This is a genomic window from Propionivibrio limicola (assembly GCF_009469695.1).
GTDB lineage: Bacteria > Pseudomonadota > Gammaproteobacteria > Burkholderiales > Rhodocyclaceae > Propionivibrio > Propionivibrio limicola.
The window spans coordinates 15,778-35,431 of sequence record NZ_SSSR01000021.1 but is presented as its reverse complement, the minus strand read 5'-3'; the positions used below and the strand labels follow the sequence as shown (position 1 = coordinate 35,431).

The 19,654-nt window shown below is 62.2% G+C and carries 18 protein-coding genes, 1 tRNA gene and 1 pseudogene; 17 read left to right on the top strand and 3 right to left on the bottom strand.

Annotation, left to right across the window (positions count from 1 at the left end):
- Positions 1 to 6: 6 nt before the first annotated feature.
- The 5 genes from lpdA (at position 7) to argC (ending at position 6,752) form a co-directional block, all read left to right on the top strand.
- Positions 7 to 1,764, top strand: a complete 1,758-nt coding sequence (gene lpdA, locus GH659_RS12685) for a dihydrolipoyl dehydrogenase (RefSeq protein ID WP_153111801.1) — start codon at positions 7 to 9, stop codon at positions 1,762 to 1,764.
- Positions 1,765 to 1,938: 174 nt separating this feature from the next.
- A complete protein-coding gene (locus GH659_RS12680) occupies positions 1,939 to 3,633 on the top strand; it encodes a CFI-box-CTERM domain-containing protein (protein ID WP_153111800.1) in 1,695 nt (564 codons plus the stop codon).
- On the top strand, positions 3,630 to 4,889 hold the full coding sequence (locus GH659_RS12675) for a hypothetical protein (protein ID WP_153111799.1): 1,260 nt from the start codon (positions 3,630 to 3,632) through the stop codon (positions 4,887 to 4,889). The genes GH659_RS12680 and GH659_RS12675 overlap by 4 nt, the downstream gene beginning before the upstream one ends.
- Positions 4,886 to 5,704: a hypothetical protein gene (locus GH659_RS12670; RefSeq protein ID WP_153111798.1), complete on the top strand. Its 819-nt coding sequence runs from the start codon at positions 4,886 to 4,888 to the stop codon at positions 5,702 to 5,704. The genes GH659_RS12675 and GH659_RS12670 overlap by 4 nt, the downstream gene beginning before the upstream one ends.
- Before the next feature lie 109 nt (positions 5,705 to 5,813).
- Complete coding sequence (argC, locus tag GH659_RS12665; RefSeq protein ID WP_153111797.1) at positions 5,814 to 6,752, top strand: N-acetyl-gamma-glutamyl-phosphate reductase; 939 nt, start codon at positions 5,814 to 5,816, stop codon at positions 6,750 to 6,752.
- A gap of 110 nt (positions 6,753 to 6,862) precedes the next feature.
- On the opposite strand, the gene GH659_RS15110 is transcribed toward argC, so the two are convergent.
- Together GH659_RS15110 and GH659_RS12655 are read right to left on the bottom strand one after the other, a co-directional pair.
- On the bottom strand, positions 6,863 to 6,997 hold the full coding sequence (locus GH659_RS15110; RefSeq protein ID WP_281349756.1) for a hypothetical protein: 135 nt from the start codon (positions 6,995 to 6,997) through the stop codon (positions 6,863 to 6,865).
- 110 nt (positions 6,998 to 7,107) lie between these two features.
- Positions 7,108 to 7,308, bottom strand: a pseudogene (locus GH659_RS12655) (integrase core domain-containing protein); the annotation flags it as partial.
- 91 nt (positions 7,309 to 7,399) lie between these two features.
- Here GH659_RS12655 and GH659_RS12650 point away from each other — a divergent pair.
- Complete coding sequence (locus GH659_RS12650) at positions 7,400 to 8,746, top strand: Fic family protein (RefSeq protein ID WP_153111795.1); 1,347 nt, start codon at positions 7,400 to 7,402, stop codon at positions 8,744 to 8,746.
- A 146-nt stretch (positions 8,747 to 8,892) separates the two neighbouring features.
- Here GH659_RS12650 and GH659_RS12645 read toward each other — a convergent pair.
- Positions 8,893 to 8,969 (bottom strand) — tRNA-Met (locus GH659_RS12645).
- Positions 8,970 to 9,055: 86 nt separating this feature from the next.
- Between GH659_RS12645 and GH659_RS12640 the strand changes: the two genes are divergently transcribed.
- The 11 genes from GH659_RS12640 to gmhB all read left to right on the top strand — a co-directional run bounded on the left by GH659_RS12640 (position 9,056) and on the right by gmhB (position 19,651).
- Positions 9,056 to 9,388, top strand: a complete 333-nt coding sequence (locus GH659_RS12640) for a hypothetical protein (RefSeq protein ID WP_153111794.1) — start codon at positions 9,056 to 9,058, stop codon at positions 9,386 to 9,388.
- A 34-nt stretch (positions 9,389 to 9,422) separates the two neighbouring features.
- Positions 9,423 to 10,760: a tRNA (N6-isopentenyl adenosine(37)-C2)-methylthiotransferase MiaB gene (gene miaB / locus GH659_RS12635; protein WP_153111793.1), complete on the top strand. Its 1,338-nt coding sequence runs from the start codon at positions 9,423 to 9,425 to the stop codon at positions 10,758 to 10,760.
- Complete coding sequence (locus tag GH659_RS12630) at positions 10,757 to 11,761, top strand: PhoH family protein (protein WP_153111792.1); 1,005 nt, start codon at positions 10,757 to 10,759, stop codon at positions 11,759 to 11,761. The genes miaB and GH659_RS12630 overlap by 4 nt, the downstream gene beginning before the upstream one ends.
- Entirely contained in the window at positions 11,758 to 12,231 is a 474-nt protein-coding gene (ybeY, locus tag GH659_RS12625) for an rRNA maturation RNase YbeY (protein WP_211364240.1), read from the top strand. The genes GH659_RS12630 and ybeY overlap by 4 nt, the downstream gene beginning before the upstream one ends.
- A gap of 25 nt (positions 12,232 to 12,256) precedes the next feature.
- Positions 12,257 to 13,090 (top strand): CorC family transporter, encoded by an 834-nt coding sequence (locus GH659_RS12620; RefSeq protein WP_153111791.1) that lies wholly within the window; start codon positions 12,257 to 12,259, stop codon positions 13,088 to 13,090.
- A complete protein-coding gene (lnt, locus tag GH659_RS12615) occupies positions 13,077 to 14,597 on the top strand; it encodes an apolipoprotein N-acyltransferase (RefSeq protein WP_211364239.1) in 1,521 nt (506 codons plus the stop codon). The genes GH659_RS12620 and lnt overlap by 14 nt, the downstream gene beginning before the upstream one ends.
- 27 nt (positions 14,598 to 14,624) lie before the next feature.
- Positions 14,625 to 15,098: a bacteriohemerythrin gene (locus GH659_RS12610; protein ID WP_153111790.1), complete on the top strand. Its 474-nt coding sequence runs from the start codon at positions 14,625 to 14,627 to the stop codon at positions 15,096 to 15,098.
- Positions 15,095 to 16,006: a D-hexose-6-phosphate mutarotase gene (locus tag GH659_RS12605; protein WP_153111789.1), complete on the top strand. Its 912-nt coding sequence runs from the start codon at positions 15,095 to 15,097 to the stop codon at positions 16,004 to 16,006. Before GH659_RS12610 ends, GH659_RS12605 begins: the two co-directional genes overlap by 4 nt.
- A gap of 114 nt (positions 16,007 to 16,120) precedes the next feature.
- The gene (gene glyQ, locus GH659_RS12600; protein WP_153111788.1) at positions 16,121 to 17,032 is read left to right on the top strand and encodes a glycine--tRNA ligase subunit alpha; all 912 of its coding nucleotides are present in this window, start codon (positions 16,121 to 16,123) and stop codon (positions 17,030 to 17,032) included.
- A gap of 1 nt (position 17,033) precedes the next feature.
- Complete coding sequence (glyS, locus tag GH659_RS12595; RefSeq protein WP_153111787.1) at positions 17,034 to 19,115, top strand: glycine--tRNA ligase subunit beta; 2,082 nt, start codon at positions 17,034 to 17,036, stop codon at positions 19,113 to 19,115.
- The gene (gene gmhB / locus GH659_RS12590; RefSeq protein ID WP_153111786.1) at positions 19,112 to 19,651 is read left to right on the top strand and encodes a D-glycero-beta-D-manno-heptose 1,7-bisphosphate 7-phosphatase; all 540 of its coding nucleotides are present in this window, start codon (positions 19,112 to 19,114) and stop codon (positions 19,649 to 19,651) included. Before glyS ends, gmhB begins: the two co-directional genes overlap by 4 nt.
- Positions 19,652 to 19,654: the final 3 nt, after the last annotated feature.

Genomic DNA, 19,654 nt, shown 5'->3' with positions numbered 1-19,654 from the left:
GACACCATGAGCCAAATCATCGAAGTAAAAGTCCCCGACATTGGCGACTTCAAGGACGTGCCGATCATTGGCATCTGCGTTGCCGTCGGCAGCACCGTCAATCCGGAAGACGCCCTGATCACGCTCGAATCGGACAAAGCAACCATCGACGTGCCGAGCCCGGTCGGCGGCGTGATCAAGGAATTCAAGGTCAAGGTCGGCGACAAGGTTTCCGAAGACAGCCTGATCGCGCTGATCGAGATTGCCGAAACGGCTGCTGCCAGCGCGCCAGCGCCTGTCGCCGCGACCGCGGCTCCCACCCCGGCAGCGGCGGCAGTTGCCGCACCGGTTTCGGCGGCCGCACCTGATGCCGGCATCGCCACTGACATCGAGTGCGACATGCTCGTCCTCGGCGGCGGCCCGGGCGGCTACTCGGCCGCCTTCCGCAGCGCCGATCTGGGCATGAAAACGGTATCGGTCGAACGCTACGACACGCTTGGCGGCGTCTGCCTCAACGTCGGCTGCATCCCGTCGAAAGCGCTGTTGCACGTCGCCGCCGTGATCGACGAAGCGAAGCACCTCGCCGATGCCGGCGTCAGCTTTGCCGCGCCGACCGTCGACCTCGACAAGCTGCGCGAGCACAAGAAGAAGGTCGTCGGCCAGCTGACCAGCGGCCTCGGCCGCATGGCCAAGGGGCGCAAGGTTGAAGTCGTGCAGGGCTACGGCCGCTTCCTCGACGCGCACCGGCTCGAAGCCACGGCCAACGATGGCAAGAAGACGGTCATCGCCTTCAAACAGGCGATTATCGCCGCCGGTTCGCAAGCCGTCCGCCTACCCTTCATGCCGGACGATCCGCGCGTCATCGACTCGACCGGCGCCCTCGAACTGCCGCAGATTCCCAAGCGCATGCTGGTCATCGGCGGCGGCATCATCGGGCTGGAAATGGCCACCGTCTATTCGACGCTCGGCTCGAAAATCACCGTCGTCGAGATGCTGCCCGGCCTGATGCCCGGCGCCGACCGCGATCTGGTCAAGGTGTGGGAGAAGATGAACGCCCACCGCTTCGAGAAGATCCTGCTCAAGACCGGCGTCACCGCCGCCGTCGCCAAGCCGGAAGGCATCGAAGTCACTTACAGCACCGGCGAACAGGACAGCTTCGATCTGGTGCTGGTTGCCGTCGGCCGCACGCCGAACGGCAAGAAAATCGATGCCGAAAAGGCTGGCGTCGCCGTCACCGACCGCGGCTTCATCGAGGTCGATGGCCAGCGCCGGACCAACGTGCCGCACATCTTCGCCATCGGCGACATCATCGGCCAGCCGATGCTGGCGCACAAGGCGGTGCATGAGGCGCACGTGGCCGCCGAAGTCGCCAACGGCAGCAAGCGCGAGTTCGATCCGCTGCAGATTCCATCGGTCGCCTACACCGACCCGGAAATCGCTTGGGCCGGCAAGACGGAAGAACAGTGCAAAGCCGAGGGTATCGCCTACGGCAAGGGCGTGTTCCCGTGGGCGGCGTCCGGCCGCGCCATCGCCAACGGCCGCGACGAAGGTTTCACCAAGCTGATTTTCGATGAGCAAACGCATCGCCTCATCGGCGGCGGCATCGTCGGCACGCACGCCGGCGACCTCATCGGCGAAATCTGCCTAGCCATCGAAATGGGCTGCGACGGCGCCGACATCGGCCACACCATCCACCCACACCCGACGCTCGGCGAATCGATCGGGCTGGCCGCCGAAGCCTACGAAGGCACATGTACCGACCTGCCTCCGGCGAAGAAGAAATAACAGACTCTCGTTCGGGTATCCAGCGCGCAAGCGCGGATACCCGAAATTTCACGCGCCATAAACCACCATCGCGCGCCCCGGAAACAACACCGGATATCGCGCCGATTGCGGCATAATCCCGGCCCGGTTCAAACTACACAGCGCATAAGCACACTGCGTTCGGGAGGTAAGTCGATGTCAGGGCTCGGGAAAAGCATCCCTTCTTGTCTGTCCAGGCTGGTTGGCATAGTCAGCCTGATCGTTTGCTCGTTACTCCTGTCATCCGTCGCGCATGCGGCGGGCGTCACCGACATCAAACGCGCCGATCAACTGATGGCCACCGGGCGGCATGCCGAGGCCGAGCGGGAATACGACCGTATCCTCGCCGAAGGCATCGATGAATTCATCATCGGCACGATTCTCACCGACACCGCGCACATCAGTCGTGGCTATGCCCGTGTCGCGCAACGAAAGTTCGATGCAGCACTGGAAGACGCCGAGTGGGCGATCAAGCCGCAGAGTTCGATGCTGAATCCGGACGGCGGCTACGGCCTGCGTGCTTTCATCAAGCTGCAGCGCGGCGAACGCGACGGCGCTTTTGCCGATTACCAACAGGCAATCGACGCCGTCAGCCAGGGAATGGCGAGCGGCATGCGCAGCGGTACAGCCTTTGCCGGCCGTGGTTACGCCTACTTGGCCGGCGGCGACTATGCGGCCGCCAAGGATGACTTCGCCAAGGCCATCGCGGCGGACGGCGCGATGATGGGCACCGATTATCTGCGCGTACAAAAACAATTCTGGGCGGCTATCGTCAACGAAGTGATTCCGGCTCTGGCAGCCGGCGACAGCGCACGCAGCCGCGCCGTCATCGATGACACCGTGCGCCGGCTCGGACTCAACGAAAAGGCCTGGCGAGAACCCACTGGCGCGGATGCGGCCGCGGAGATCGGCGGCGCCAAGTCCATCCTGCTTTACGAGGTGAATGGCGCCGCGCTCGCACTCACTCAGCGGCTCGATACCCAGTTGGCTGGCGAACGCGCCCAGCGCTCCGCCACCGTTCTTGCCGAGGCCCAGAAAGCGCTGCTCGAAGGCAACCGCCGGCAGGCGTTCGACAGTTTTGCCCAGGCTTACCGCAACGCGCGGGACACCAAGGAACGCACCCAGGCCATCCAAGGGTTGGCAACCGTCATGCGCGGGCTGCCTCAGCGCCCAGAGATCGGCGAAGACGTCCGCCGTCTGCTGGTCAAGGCGCAAGTGCTTGCCGAGGAGAAGGACTATGCCGGAGCTATCGACACCTATTGGAAAGCGATTGAAATTGCCCCGTGGTACGCGCAGCTGCATTACGACCGCGCCATCCTCATCGCCCAACCCACCGCCGCTCCGGGTGATTTCGATGTCGCTATCGAAGAAATGAATCGCTTTTTGCTGCTCGCCCCCGATGCCAAGGAAGCGCGCACGGCCAAGGATTTGATCTACCAATGGGAAATCCGGCGCGAACGGGCGCAGCAGCGGCGACATGCCGAGGCGACCGCCATCCACGCGCGCGGTCTGTCGGCGACGGCTGCCGGCAACTCGGATTGCTTCATCGCCACGGCGGCGTACGGTTCCGGTCTTGATCCGCACGTCGATTCGCTGCGCGCCTTCCGCGATCGCCACTTGCTGCCCAACGCGGCCGGCCGCTGGTTCGTCGAGCGCTACTATCGTTATTCGCCACCGATCGCCGACGCCATCCGCGGCAACGATGAAATGCGCGCACTCACACGCCTCCTGCTCGCGCCCCTCGTGCTGACTATCGAATATCCGCTGGGCGTGCTCGCACTGGCGCTGCTGTCGGCCACGCTTCTCTTGGCCCGGCGCCGCCGGAATCGCGCCACGGGAGTCGGGGCGTGAGGCGCTTCAGCCCCCTCAGCCACCTTCTCGTCGGCGCGTTGCTGGCTTGCCCAGCGGCTTCCGCATTTTCGGGGGCGCTCGATCAAGCAACGCAATGGGCTGGCCCCAACTATCGGCCATCCTCGATCCCCATGCCGACGCCGGAATGCGTGGCGAATTGCGGTGGCGCGCGACAGGCCATCACTCCGCGTACTCAGACCGTGAAATCGTCCACCTATGGCTACAAACCGTCGATGGCCGTCGGCACGGCCGTCTTCGGCTCGCTGCTGGAAAGCGTCCTCTTTGCGCCGCCCGTACAAGCGCCGGACCCGGAAGTTCTGCGCCAACAGGAGGAGCAACGCCGGCTGGCTGAGGAGGAGGCGAAGCGCCGCGCCGAGGAAGAGCGGATACGGCACGAACATCTGCTGGGCTCGCTCAAGTCTCTCCCTCTATCGCGTTCGTTCACGGCCACGCCGGGTACGCAGGGCACGACCGAGCTCGGCCTCACGGCGCTGCGTTCGCTCGACGCGCCGGACGCGCCCGGCAGTTCGATCAGCGGCCCGCTCGACGGCGAAGCGGAAAAACTGCGCAGCGCTGCCTCGCAGGGGTGGGATACGGCGGCAGACACGCGCTTCGCCGTGCGCTGGCAGCCGTTGCCGCTGGCCAAAACGGCGGCCCCATCGATCCCGCGCCCGCTCTGTCAGAACAAGCGCTGCACTTGGCCGGCCGACGAAGGCGCCAAGCTCCCAGCCCTCGCCAAGACGAAGAGCACGACGCATACCCTTGACCGCAACGCCGTCGTACAACTCCTGCGCAAACAGGGAACGGCCGGACTCACCCCCGATGCGGCGCTGATCGCCGGATTGATGACGCGCGAGTCCGACCCGCCCGGACTGGTCGGACGCTACGTGCTCAGCGAGCGGCTCAAGAAGTTTTCGCGCGAGGCGGCCAAGGAACTCATCTGGGTGTTCGTCGCCCGCCTGCTCGAAGAAAAGGGCGGCACACTCGGCAAGGGCATTACCCTGATGCGCGACGTACATGAACTGGCAACCACCGACATGAAGGATGCGATCGCCGTCGCCGGCTGGCTCGGCTCGGCCAATACCGAAGACCCGCCGGAAATCACTTCGCCCGAGGAGGCCGCCGTGCCCTTCCTCAACCGCGCCCTCGGCACGAGCACGGTGTTCGGCGAAAGCGCCGCCAACTATGCCTCGGCCGCCGTCGACGCCACCCAGCTCGCCAACAAAATGCTCGCCCTGTGGAAGGAGGCGCAATGAGAAAGCTGCTGACCGCAATCCTTCTCGCGCTGGCCGTTGCTGCCCACGCCGGGGAGCCGATGCATATTTTGCCCGGCCTCGCCGTCGAGAAGATTCCGGAGCCGTTGACCGCTCCCATTCCCTGGCCAGCGCGCACTGAACTGATCGCTGCGCCCGGCCAGCTCTGGCTGCTCGCCAAAGGCAACGTCTGGCGCGTCGGCGCGGCGAGCGGCGCTTTCGCCACACCACTTGAAGTCGCCTCCTTTGCCCGCAGCGATGCCGGAACCCTGGCTGTCCTCGCTGGCGGCAAACTCGGGCTTGTTTCCAGCGGCATGTTCCTGCCGGCGATCGCGACACCGGAGCCGGAAATGCGCGTCGCCGGCGGTCCAGGCGACACCCTTTACCTCTATGGAACGCGCTCGCCTTCGCGAATTTTTCGCTTCGACGGCGAACAGGTGGCCGTGCTCGCGACGGTTCCCGAGCCGGTCACGGCGCTCACGCATGTCGGCGAAACGGTGATCTTCGTGACGGCCGAAGGCGTGTTCGCCCTGCGCCCCGGCCAAGCCCCCGGCCTGATCTTTCCGCTGGCCGGGCACGCCCCGCTGATCTCGCTGGCGGTTAACGCCGACACCGCCGAACTGTTCGGCGCGACCGAGGATGCGGTCTATCAGATCGACGAAGGACGCATGACGCAGATCGCGCAGGGGCTCGGCGGCGCCGTGGCGGTGACCGGAAAGGACATTCTCGTCGCCGATCCCCGCCGGCCGGGAATTTTCCGGCTGCGGCCCAGCACGGCACAGGAGGCCGACGCTCGCCCGATAACGCGCGCGCCCTGACGGCGGTGCGGCAATGAGGCAACTTTCCATTCGCCCCGAACACCGGAGCCTCTTTCTTCCTGTGCAATAATTCGCCCCCTGACCAACCTTACTCGACCAAGGGGCTCGCATGACGTACAAAGTTTTCGTGGACGGCCAAGAAGGCACCACCGGTTTGCAAATCAACGAATATCTGGCCAAGCGCGCCGACATCGAGGTGCTGAAGATCGACGCCGACAAGCGCAAGGATCTTGCCGAACGCAAACGCCTGATCAACGCCTCCGATATCACGTTCCTCTGCCTGCCCGACGACGCCGCAAAGGAGTCGGTGTCGCTGGTCGACAACCCGAAGACGTGCATCATCGATGCCTCGACCGCTCATCGCGTCAATCCCGACTGGACGTTCGGCCTGCCCGAACTGGCCAAGGAACAGCGCGCGAAAATCCGCGCCAGCAAGCGCATCGCCAACCCCGGCTGCCACGCCAGCGCGTTCATCCTCGGTCTCAAGCCGCTCGTCGCCGCCGGACTGCTGCCGGCTGATACGCAAATCGCCGCCAACTCCATTACCGGCTACTCCGGCGGCGGCAAGAAGATGATCGAACACTACCAAAGCCCGCAGCGCATCGACGCACCGCGCCCTTACGCGCTCAATCTCACCCACAAGCATCTGCCGGAAATGTGCGCGTACACCGGGCTGACCACCGCCCCGATTTTCCAGCCCATCGTCGGTCCCTTCTACAAGGGACTGGCCGTAACCGCCTACCTGCACCCGCAACAATTCACCCGCCAAGCGACGCCGGCCGACGTACAGAAAATTCTTGCCGACTACTATGCCGGTGAAGAATTCATTCGCGTCGCTCCCTTCGATCTTGAGGCCAACACCGACGGCGGCTTCTTCAACGTCGAAGCCAACAACGACACCAATCGCGTCGATCTCTTCGTCTTCGGCAACGAAGAGCGCATGCTCATCGTCAGCCGGCTCGACAACCTTGGCAAGGGAGCTTCGGGCGCCGCCGTGCAAGCGATGAACGTACACCTGGGAGTCGAGGAAAACGCCGGTTTAGTCTGAAACTTGAGCCATCGGCACAAGTTACCGGCAGAATCACCTAGAACCGCCGCACGACTCAAATCGAATCGAATCGACCATCAGCAGGTTAGCCCGCCCTTGCGGCGGGCTTTCTATTCCTCGCCTTCGTCAGAACCGGCAACCGCCCGGACACCTGCCGCCGCCACATCGACAGTCGTGCCAACAACCGTAGCCCCGACCTTGACGCCGGTCGCTACTACCGACACCGCCGCGTCAGCAACGGTCACCACCGCGCAGCCGCTGCAGGCAAGGCAAACAAAAACGGCTATAAGAAAAAAACGCATCCGGCTATATCTGAGAACAAGAGGTTTTGATTGACTGGGTAATCCCCCCATTTTTAGCAGCGGTCAGAAGTAGAGTTGGTTAAAAGAACTGACTTCTGTTTCGGGGTAATGCCGCCGAGCGCCATGTTGGGGCGCTCGTGATTGTAGGTCCACATCCAGTCGGTCGCATAGTTCTGCACCTCCTCAATCGACTCGAACAGGTAGTGGCTGAGCCAGTCGTAGCGGACCGTCCGGTTGTAGCGTTCGATATAGGCACCACTAATTGCTACTAAAAGTCACAGCTTTTAGTAGCAAAGAAGGGCAATGCCTACTAACATTTACTAATCAAAGCCGAAATTAGTAAACATGAAATTACCGATGCTCCCTCCTCCCGCCCAGAAGTTACTGGAAGGGATTACGTCCGACGACTTACTGGCGTTGCTGCAAAACGCTTCACCGTTGCCCACAGGAAAATATCTTCACTGGGACGAACTGCGGCACAGAACGCCCCCACGGGGAATTTCACACGAGCAATGGTGGTTGTCTGTCTGGTTAGCGCGCAACTCGATGCTTCAAGAGCTCCCATTCACCGACAAGGAGGGCGCGCCGTTCCGCCTTGCCAAGCCCGAACCTCTGTTGATTCATTTGCACCATATCGACCGTGATGCAGCAGGACAAATACGAACACCCGAATCAGCCCCGATCCACGAAAACAAGGAGCGATTTCTTCTTCACTCATTGATCGAAGAAGCCATCACCTCCAGCCAACTAGAGGGCGCATCAACTACACGAAAAGTTGCCGAGGCGATGCTCCACGAAAGGAGAAGGCCGCGCGACCGCAGCGAAACCATGATTTTCAACAACTATCGGGCGATGGAGCAGATTCGCAACCTGAAGTCGGAGAAAATCACACCGGACAGCATTCTTGAGCTTCATCGCACCCTGACACTCGACACGCTCGACGACCCCAACGACGCAGGGAGATTGCGCGAAACGAACGACGTCAACGTCGTAGACAACCGGGATGGGACACTGCTGCACCAGCCGCCACACCACACCGAACTACCAGAGCGACTTGAACGCCTGTGCGCCTTTGCAAACGCTGACACGGACTCAACGCCCTTTGTTCATCCCGTTGTCAGGGCAATTTTGCTGCACTTCATGATGGGATACGACCACCCGTTTGCCGACGGGAACGGACGAACGGCTCGAGCGCTGTTCTACTGGTCGATGGCCCGTAGCGGCTATTGGCTGATGGAATTCCTGTCGATCTCGCAATTTTTGCGAAAAGCACCCGCCCAGTACGTGCAGGCTTTCCTCCATACTGAAACCGACCAAAACGATACGACCTATTTCGTTCTTCACCAACTCAGCATCATCCGCCGCGCAATTGCAGAGTTACATGACTATCTAGCTCGAAAGACGCAAGAACAGCGCGATGCCGAACGTTTGCTGATCAAGGCAGGACAACTCCGCTCCAAGCTGAATCACCGACAAGTAGCATTACTGACCCATGCGCTGAAACACCCCGGCGAAATCTACCGGGTTGCCAAACATCAAGTAGTGCATAACGTTGTTTACCAAACAGCGCGCGCAGACCTTCTCAATCTTGAGCAACTGGGTTTGCTTTGCAAGACAAAACACGGGAACGCCTTTGTTTTCCACGCAACGGAGGATCTTGCCGAGAAGATCGAGCACTTGAATCGGCCTTGAGCATGGCACACATGGGGAATGTCATGAACAGAACGGCGAGAACGATTTTCTTCATCGACACATTTTTCTGAGTATAAAAAGAAAATCGACGGCTACCCCAGAGCGTAAACGAAAGCGGCCTCCATCGCTGGAGGCCGCTTGAATACTGGTGGTGATGGGCAGAATTGAACTGCCGACCTGCGGGTTATGAATCCGCCGCTCTAACCAACTGAGCTACATCACCAAAGAGCCCATAATTATAAATATCCCTACCAGCTCAGGTCAAGCATTTGATCACACAAAATTTGAAAGCTTGTCTATAATCGTTTCATGCCAATCCCAACCTCCCTCGTCGCCTCGATTATTAGCGCTGTCATCGAAACGGCGGTACAAGGCGGGAGTGTCGACACGACGAAATATCAGTCTTACGTCACCAACCGTTCCTTGCCTCCCGAGGCCAAGCAAGGCGTCATGTTGCCGCCGAAAGGAGATGGGTATGTCTCTATCAATGGTAAATCCCTTGTGCTGTCGCCTGCGGCTCAATTCCGCAATCAGCAAAACCTGATCGTCTTGCCGATGACAATCAAGAATTCGTCGGACGTGGTCTACCTTGTCGACTCATTTGGGAACGTAAACCGCGTCTGGCTGCTGACACCGGCCTGAACTTCACCACTTTCAACGAACTGAATCCGCAACAATGGCAAAAAAACTGTTCATCCGCACTTTCGGGTGCCAGATGAACGAGTACGACTCGGACAAGATGGCCGACGTGCTCGCTGCTTCTGAAGAAATCATCAAGACCGACTCACCTGAAGACGCTGACATCATCCTCTTCAACACCTGCTCGGTGCGCGAAAAGGCGCAGGAACGCGTCTTTCACGATCTCGGCCGGGTGCGCCTGCTGAAAAAGGAAAAGCCCGACCTGATCATCGGCGTCGGCGGCTGCGTCGCCAGTCAGGAGGGCGAGGCGATCGTCAAGCGCGCGCCGTACGTCGATGTCGTCTTTGGCCCGCAGACCCTGCACCGCCTGCCGCAACTGATCGCCGAAAAGCGCCGCCAAGGCAAATCGCAGGTCGACGTCTCCTTCCCGGAAATCGAGAAGTTCGACAACCTGCCGCCGGCCAAGGTGGAAGGCGCAGCAGCCTTCGTCTCGATCATGGAAGGCTGCAGCAAGTTCTGCACCTACTGCATCGTGCCCTACACGCGCGGACAGGAAGTTTCCCGCCCATTCGAGGACGTACTGACCGAAGTGGCCGGCCTGGCCGCGCAGGGCGTCGGCGAAATCACGTTGCTCGGCCAGAACGTCAATGCCTATCGCGGCGCCATGGGCGATTCGGACGAAAAAGCCGACCTCGCCCTGCTCATCGAGTACATCGCCGAAATCCCCGGCATCGAGCGCATCCGCTACACCACTTCGCACCCGCGCGAGCTGACGCAGCGGCTGATCGACGTCTACGCGAAGATGCCGAAGCTCGTCTCGCACCTGCACCTGCCGGTGCAGTCCGGTTCTGACCGCGTGCTGGCAGCGATGAAACGCGGCTATACGGTGCTTGAATACAAGAGCCTCGTGCGCAAGCTGCGCGCCGTTCGGCCCGACCTCTCGCTGTCGTCGGACTTCATCGTCGGCTTCCCCGGCGAGACGGCCGAGGATTTCGAAAAGACGATGAAGCTGATCGACGACATCGGTTTCGACGCCTCGTTCTCCTTCCTCTACAGCGCCCGCCCCGGCACGCCGGCCGCCGAACTCACCGACGACACGCCGCGTGAAGTGTTGACCGAACGCCTGATGCGCCTGCAAGCCCGCATCGAAGAGCTGGCGCAAGCCGTTTCGCAATCGATGGTCGGCACCGTCCAGCGCGTGCTGGTCGAGGGGCAGTCCAAGAAAGATGACAAGGAACTGGCCGGCCGCACCGACAACAACCGCATCGTCAACTTCGAAGGCAATCCGCGCCTCGTCCATACATTCATCGACGTGCGCATCACGGCCGCGCTGCCGCACTCCTTGCGCGGCGAAATTCTTACTAGGGAATCATGAGCGCCAAAGCCCCCGCCAAGCCGAGAGCCATCGAGCTGTTGCTCTCGCCCGTCAATAACAGCCAGTTGGCCAATTTGTGCGGTGCGCTCGACGAGAACCTGCGCCAGATCGAAACGGCCTTTGACGTTTCCATCGCCCGCCGCGGCGAGCATTTCACCCTGCGCGGCGACAAGGACCAGACGGCACGCGCCTCCGAAGCGCTGCAAATGTTCTACGCCAAGGCGAAAAACACGCTCACCGTCGACGAAATCCAGCTCGGCCTGATCGAGCTGATCAACCGGCCGGCGCGCAAGGATGCCCCGGTCGGCGGCAACACGCCGTCGCTGATGACGCGCAAGAGCGAACTGCACGGCCGCACGCCGCGCCAGGTCGAATACCTCAAGCACATCCAGGAACACGACATCACCTTCGGCATCGGCCCGGCCGGCACCGGCAAGACGTATCTCGCCGTGGCCTCGGCCGTCGATGCCTTCGAGCGCGAACTGGTGCAGCGCATCGTGCTGACCCGTCCCGCTGTCGAAGCGGGCGAGCGCCTCGGTTTCCTGCCCGGCGACCTCGCGCAGAAAGTCGATCCGTATCTGCGCCCGCTCTACGACGCGCTCTATGACCTGATGGGCTTCGACAAGGTCAGCAAGCTGTTCGAGCGCGGCGCCATCGAAATCGCTCCGCTCGCCTACATGCGCGGCCGGACGCTGAACCACGCCTTCATCATCCTCGACGAGGCGCAGAACACGACGCCGGAGCAGATGAAGATGTTCCTCACCCGCATCGGCATCGGTGCCAAGGCCGTCGTCACCGGCGACGTCACCCAGATCGACCTGCAACGCGGCCAGAAGAGCGGCCTCATCGAAGCGCGCAAAATCCTTCGGGAAGTACGCGGCATCGCCTTCACCGAATTCCAGAAGGAAGACGTCGTCCGCCATCCGCTGGTGGCACGCATCGTTTCAGCTTATGAGGCCCACGCCGCCGCCCTCGAAGAAAAGGAAAGCAAAAAGGAATGAGCCTTATGACCTCGCGGCGTCTTAATCTCAGCGTGCAATATGCCTGCGCCACCGACGGCCTCCCCTTGCGCCATCAGATCCGGAGCTGGGCGCGAACCGCACTGAACATCGACGGCATGCGTGGCGGCCAGATCACCATCCGCTTTGTCGACGCCGAGGAAGGCCAGTCGCTCAACCGTGACTATCGTGACAAGGATTACGCGACCAACGTACTCTCCTTCCCCTACGACATCACTCCGATCGTCTGCGGCGACCTCGTCATTTGCGCTCCGGTCGTCGCCCGTGAAGCCGCCGAACAGGAAAAGACGCTGGAAGCGCATTACGCCCACCTGATCGTGCATGGCATGCTGCATCTGCAAGGCTACGACCACGAAACCGGCGAAGACGATGCCCGCCTGATGGAAGATAAAGAGCGCGACATTCTGGCATCATTGGGCTTTGCCGATCCGTACATCGACCGGGAAGAGTAACGGATCCGCCGTCTCTTCACTCAAAATGGACACTGACAGACCTACTTTTTTCGAACGCCTCTCCTCGCTTCTTCTCCGCGAGCCGGAAGACCGGGAACAACTGATTCAACTGCTGCATTCGGCTCACGAACGGCAACTGCTCGACGCCGACGCCCTGTCAATCACCGAAGGCGCGCTCGCCGCCTCCGAGGTCAGCGTGCGCGATGTCATGGTGCCGCGCGCACGAATGGAAATCGTCGACATCGACGATCCGCTAGACAAGATCATCGAGCAAATCAACCGTACCGCCCACTCGCGCTTTCCGGTCATCGACGACAACCGCGACAACGTGATCGGCATCCTGCTCGCCAAGGACCTGCTCCGCATCAAGAGTGGCGCCGCTTTCAACCTGCGCGACTGGCTTCGGCCCGCCGTCTTCATCCCCGAATCGAAACGCCTGAACGTGCTCCTGCGCGAATTCCGCGTCTCGCACAACCACATGGCCATTGTCATCGACGAATACGCCGGCGTCAGCGGCCTCGTCACCATCGAAGACGTGCTCGAACAGATCGTCGGCGAGATCGAGGACGAATACGACTTCGACGAAACCGAGGACAATATCCGCCGCGACCAGTTCGGCCGTTACCGCGTCAAGGCACAAACGACCATCGAGGACTTCAACGCTGAACTCGGCACGAATTTCAGCGACGAGGAATGCGACACGGTCGGCGGACTGATTCTCAACCATCTGGGTCACGTTCCGAAACGCAAGGAAGAGCTCGACATCGGCGATCTGCATTTCCAGGTGCTGCGCGCCGACCGGCGACGGCTCTACACCCTGCTCGTCAGTCACCATCAGCCGCCGGATGAGCTGGCCTGAGACCTTGCCGCTCCGCTTGCTGATCGCCCTGCTGCTGGGCGCGGCCAGCGTCGCCGCCTTCGCCCCGCTTGGCTGGTTCCCGGTCATTTTTCTGACGCTCGGCGGCCTGTTCGCCCTGCTTGGCCGCACGGCAGACGAACAACGCGGCTGGCGGAACGGCGCGCTCATCGGCGGCGCCTTCGGCTTCGGCCTCTTCATCACCGGCGTTTCCTGGATCTACGTCAGCCTCAGTGTGTTCGGCGGCATGCCGGCACCGGTCGCCGGCCTCGCCACGATCGCTTTCTGCGCCTTCATCTCGCTCTACCCAGCACTGGCCGGTGCCCTCTTCGTCCGCTTTGCGCCGACTACCGGCCTGCGGCGCGGGCTTTTGTTCGCCGGGTTGTGGACGCTCAGCGAATGGCTGCGCGGCTGGTTTTTGACTGGCTTTCCCTGGCTGGCCGTCGGCTACACGCAAACACCGCCCAGCCTGCTCGCCGGCTTTGCACCGATCTTCGGCGTTTATGGCGTCACGCTGCTCACGACGCTGATCGCCGCGCTTTTCCACGAAACGCTGCAGCGCGGCGGTTGCCGCCTGTGCGGGCAAATCAGCACTGGCCTGCCGATGCTCATCCTGGCCATTTTTCTGGCGGGCGGATTCCTGCTTGACCGCCCGTGGACGACGCCGCAAGGCGACCCCACCCGCGTCGCGCTGCTGCAAGGCAACATCGCGCAAGACATGAAATGGCGGCCGGAAAAGTTTCAGGAAACGCTGCTCACCTACTACCGCCTGATGCGCGACCATCCGGCGCAACTGACGATTCTTCCCGAAACGGCGCTGCCCGTTTTTTTCGACCAGGTTCCCGCCGGCTATCTTGACGAACTGCAGGAACTCGCCGCGCGCCAGGATGGCGACCTGTTGTTCGGCATCGTCACCGGCGATCTGGCGAGCTATGCGAACAGTGCGATCAGCCTCGGCGCATCGGGCGAGCAACGCTACGCCAAATCCCACCTCGTCCCGTTCGGCGAATTCATCCCGCCCGGTTTTTCATGGTTCATGGCGATGGCCAACATTCCGATGTCCGACTTCACGCCCGGCGGCACGCATCAAGTCCCGCTGCGTCTCAACGGGCAGAAGGTGGCCGTCAACATCTGCTACGAGGACGCCTTCGGCGAAGAAATCATCCGCGCCCTGCCGGAAGCCACCCTGCTCGTCAACATTTCCAACGTTGCCTGGTTCGGCGACTCGCTGGCGCCCGCCCAACATTTGCAGATCGCCCGCCTACGCGCCCTGGAAACCGGTCGCATGATGCTGCGCGCCACCAACACCGGCATGACCGCCATCATCGACGTCGACGGCACCGTGCGCGCGGCCCTGCCGCCCTTCACGCGCGGCGCGCTGACCGGCGAGGTCATGGCCTATACAGGCAGCACGCCTTATGTGCGCTGGGGCAACACGCCGGTCATCGTCGCCTGCCTGCTCATCGTAGGCATCGCCGCTTTCGCCCGGCGCCGTGAAAAGCTATGCTGACGGCGTCCTTCACCGGAGAAGCCTTCCATGACGCTGCTCAGTTGGTCACCTGAATACTCGATCGGCAACGACCTCGTCGATAGCGAACACGAACACCTTTTCCTCCTGGTCAACAGTTTCCACTCGCACTGGCAAGAGGCGCACGACCGGCATACCATCGCCCGCCTGCTGACCCTGCTCGTGGCCTACGCCGAAACGCACTTCCAGCACGAAGAACAGGTCATGGAAGCCGCCGGGTTTCCGGACCTCGAAGAACACCGGCAAGTTCACAGCCGCATGGTCGACACGATATTCGCGCTGCAACAGTCGTTCGAAGACGGCAGTCTGCGGCTCGAAATGGAGACGATGAAGTTCATCAAATCGTGGCTGCTCGAACACATCCTGCAAGCCGACTACCGCTTCCGTGATTTTCTGGCGAAGAAAAAGACGGTCGTTGAGACGGCACCCCAACCGCCCACCGCCAAAGCCGACGAGCAAAGCGTCGAGACAACGCAGCAATGACCAATACGCTCATCACCCCGCGCCTTGCCGAAGCCGCCGGCGTCCGACAGCAAAACTCCCGCGAACTCTACCCCTCGCAGCATGCCGCCGACGATGCAGGCCTGCCCATGCTCGTCATCGACAACCCGCACGCGCGTGCCGTCATTTCATTGCAGGGCGGTCAACTGATGGCTTTCCGCCCGGCCCGCGAACGCGAGTTGCTCTGGGTGTCCCCCTGCTGCGCCTTCAAACCGGGCAAGGCACTGCGCGGCGGCATCCCGCTCTGCCTGCCTTGGTTCGGCCCGACTGCCGACGGCCAGGGTCCGCAGCACGGCTTCGCCCGCACCAGCCACTGGTCACTGGTCGACGCAACCGTCACCGACCACCGGGAAACGCACATCACCCTTGAACTGGCGAGCGACACACCGCTCTGCGCACAGTGGCCGGTCCCGTTTGTTTTCCGCCTCGACATCGTCGTCGGTCGGACTCTATCGTTGCGCCTCGCCGCAACCAACCGGGGCCAGCAAGCGGTGCCACTTTCCTTCGCCTTCCACACCTATTTCGCCGTGCCGAATGTCGCCGACGCACGCACTTCCGGACTGGACGGACTGACCTTCATCGACAAGATGGATCGCGCGGCGCGCAAACGGCAGCAGGGCGACGTCGTCATCACGAGCGAAACCGACCGCGTCTACCTCGACGCACCATCGCCGGTGATCCTGCACAGCGCGCCGGGGCCGGTCACCATCGAAGCCGACACGCGCGATGTCATCGTCTGGAACGCCTGGACAAACGACAGGAACATCGCCGATCTCGGGGCCGGCAATCATCAGGGTTACCTTTGCGTCGAGTGCGGCAATGTCGGCGAGCATGCGGAAATTCTGCCGGCGGGCGGCACCTTCGCTGCGCAGATGTCCCTGAGCCTTTGAAGAGAAAGAGCAAGCACGGCGGAGCGGAAAACCCCTCCGCAGATTCCCCGCGCTTCCGTGTCCGGCGCAAAAGCAAGTAAAATCAGCGTTTCCTCCGCTTTCACGAAGTCATCCATGCCAACTTTTCAGGAAGTCATTCTGCGTTTGCAGAATTTTTGGGACAAACAGGGGTGCGCCCTGCTCCAGCCTTACGACATCGAGGTTGGCGCCGGCACCTTCCACACCGCCACCTTCCTCCGCGCCATCGGCCCCGAGCCGTGGAACGCGGCCTACGTGCAACCGTCGCGCCGCCCGAAGGATGGCCGTTACGGCGAAAATCCGAACCGCCTGCAGCACTACTACCAGTATCAGGTCGTCCTGAAACCGTCGCCCGCGAACATCCAGGAACTTTACCTGCAGTCGCTCGAAGCGCTCGGCATCAACCTCCAGGAACACGACGTCCGCTTTGTCGAGGACGACTGGGAATCGCCGACGCTCGGCGCCTGGGGCCTCGGCTGGGAAGTCTGGCTCGACGGCATGGAAGTCACCCAGTTCACCTATTTCCAGGAAGTCGGTTCGCTGACCTGCAAGCCGGTGCTCGGCGAAATCACCTACGGCCTTGAGCGCCTCGCCATGTACCTGCAGGGCGTCGAGAACGTCTATGACCTCGTCTGGGCCGAAGGACCGGGCTACCGCCTGACCTACGGCGACGTCTATCACCAGAACGAAGTCGAGCAGTCGAAGTACAACTTCGAGCATTCGAACGTCGAAATCCTGTTCCGCCACTTCAACGACCACGAGTCGGAAGCCAAGCGCCTGATGGGACTGCAACTCGCGCTGCCGGCCTTCGAGCAGGTGATGAAGTGTTCGCACTGCTTCAACATGCTCGACGCACACGGCGCCATCTCGGTCACCGAGCGCGCCGCCTACATCGGCCGCGTCCGCGCCCTGGCACGCGAAGTCGCCCAAGCCTATTACAACTCCCGCGAAGCGCTCGGATTCCCGATGTGCAAGGATCGCGCGCTGCCCACGGGAGAAAGCAAATAACATGAACGCCACCCTACTCGTTGAACTACTCACCGAAGAACTGCCGCCCAAGGCACTCTCCCGCCTCGGCGAAGTCTTCGCCAACCAGATTCTGCTCGGCTTGTCCGACCGCAACCTCGTCGCCGCGAACAGCGCCTACCGCTGGTTCGCCACTCCTCGCCGCCTGGCCATTCAGGTACCGCACGTGCAGGCAACAGCGCCGGATGCAACCGCCTTCGAGAAAATCATGCCGGTCTCCGTCGCCCTCGACGCCAGCGGCCAACCGACGCAGGCGCTGAAGAAAAAGCTCGAAGCAAAAGGCATCGCGCTTTCCGAAGTGGGAAAGTTCGAAAAACGCATGGACGGCAAAGCCGAAGCCTTTTTCTACAAAGCCACCGTCAAGGGGGCGAAGCTCGATGAAGTGCTGGCCGGCATCGTCGCCGAGGCGCTGAAGAAGCTGCCGATTCCGAAGGTCATGCGCTGGGGCGACACCGATCATCAGTTCGTACGCCCGGTGCACGGCCTCGTCCAGTTGCACGGCGACCGCGTCGTTCCCGGGGAACTGCTCGGACTGACCAGCCGCAATACCACGCGCGGCCACCGCTTCCTGTCCGCCGGCGACATTACGCTGCCAAACGCCGACAGCTACGCCGAGGTGCTGAAGAGCCCGGGCAAGGTTGTCGTGGAATTCGCCGAACGCCGCGCCTCGATCGCCGCGCAACTCGACGCCAAGGCCAAGGAGCTGAACGCAACGATCAACCCGTCAGAAGGTCTGCTTGACGAAGTGACGGCGCTGGTCGAATGGCCGGTCGTCTATGTCGGCGAATTCGAGTCGGAATTCCTCGAAGTGCCGCAGGAATGCCTGATCCTGACCATGCAGCAGAACCAGAAATATTTCCCGCTGCTCGACGCGTCGAAGAAACTGATCAACAAGTTCCTGATCGTCTCCAACATGCAGGTCGACGATCCGAAGCACATCGTCGGCGGCAACGCACGCGTCGTCCGGCCACGCTTGTCGGACGCCCGTTTCTTCTTCAACCAGGACCGCAAAGCGACGCTCGCCTCGCGTCTCGACAAGCTGGCCAGCGTCGTTTATCACAACAAGATCGGCTCGGTGCTGCAACGCGTCGAGCGCCTTGAAGCGCTGGCCCAGAAGATTGCCGTGCATCTGAACGCCAATGCCTCGCTTGCCGCCCGCGCCGGCCGTCTGGCCAAGGCCGACCTCGTCACCGACATGGTCGGCGAGTTCCCCGAGCTGCAGGGCATCATGGGCCGCTACTACGCGCTGCACGACGGCGAGGATGCCCACGTCGCCGACGCGATCCAGAGCCACTACCAGCCGCGTTTTGCCGGCGACGCGCTACCGGCCGGCAACATCGCCTGCGCCGCCGCGCTGGCTGACAAACTCGATGCCCTCGTTGGTTTCTTCGGCATCGGCCAGATTCCGACCGGCGACAAGGACCCCTTTGGTCTGCGCCGCGCCGCCCTCGGCGTGCTGCGCATCCTGATGGAAACACCGCTGCCGCTCGATCTCGCGACGCTGATCGCCGATGCTGCCGCCGGTTTCCCGGCCAACGTATTGACGCAACCGGTCGCCGAACCACTGCTCGACTTCATGCACGACCGCCTCCGCGGCCTGCTCAAGGACGCCGGCCACGCCCAGGACGCCATCGAAGCCGTCCTCGCCCAGCGTCCGACGCGCATCGACCTCGTCCCGGCCAAGCTCGACGCGGTGCGCGACTTCCTGCACCTGCCGGAAGCACTCGCGCTGGCGGCCGCCAACAAGCGCATCGGCAACATCCTGAAGAAGGCGGAAGGCAACCTGCCCGAGCCCGACGTCGCCCTGTTGCAGGAACCGGCGGAAAAGGCGTTGTTCGAGCGCGTCGTGCTGCTCGCCCCGCTCGTCCACTCGCATGTCGCCAACGAAGACTACGGCGACGCGCTGAAGGTGCTGGCCTCGGTACGCGCCGAAGTTGACCAGTTCTTCGAGGACGTGATGGTGAACGTCGATGAGCCGCTGATCCGCGGCAACCGTCTCGGCCTGCTGAAATCGCTGTTCGACCAGCTCAACGCAGTCGCTGACATTTCGAAACTGGGCGTATGAAACTCGTCATCCTCGATCGCGACGGCGTCATCAACTTCGACTCCGACTACTTCATCAAGTCGCCGGCCGAATGGAAACCCATCCCGGGCAGCCTGGAAGCGATTGCCAAGCTGACCCAGGCCGGCTACCGGGTCGTCGTTGCCACCAACCAGTCGGGCATCGGGCGCGGCCTGTTCGACATGGACACGCTCAACGCCATCAACGACAAGATGTACCGTGCCGCGCAACTGCTCGGCGGCCGCATCGACGCGCTGTTCTACTGCCCGCACTCGGCCGATTCCAATTGCGACTGCCGCAAGCCGAAGCCGGGGATGTTCGAACGCATCGCCGGCTGCTTCAACGCCGACCTGAGCAAAGCCTGGGCGGTCGGCGACTCGCTGCGCGACCTGCAGGCCGCCGCCTCGGTGGGTGCCAAGCCGATGCTGGTCTTGACCGGCAAGGGCCAGAAGACGCGCGCCGAAAATGAACTCCCGGAAGGCACGCAGATTTTCGACAACCTCGCCGCCGCCGTTGAGTTCATCCTCGCGTCCGAATAGCCA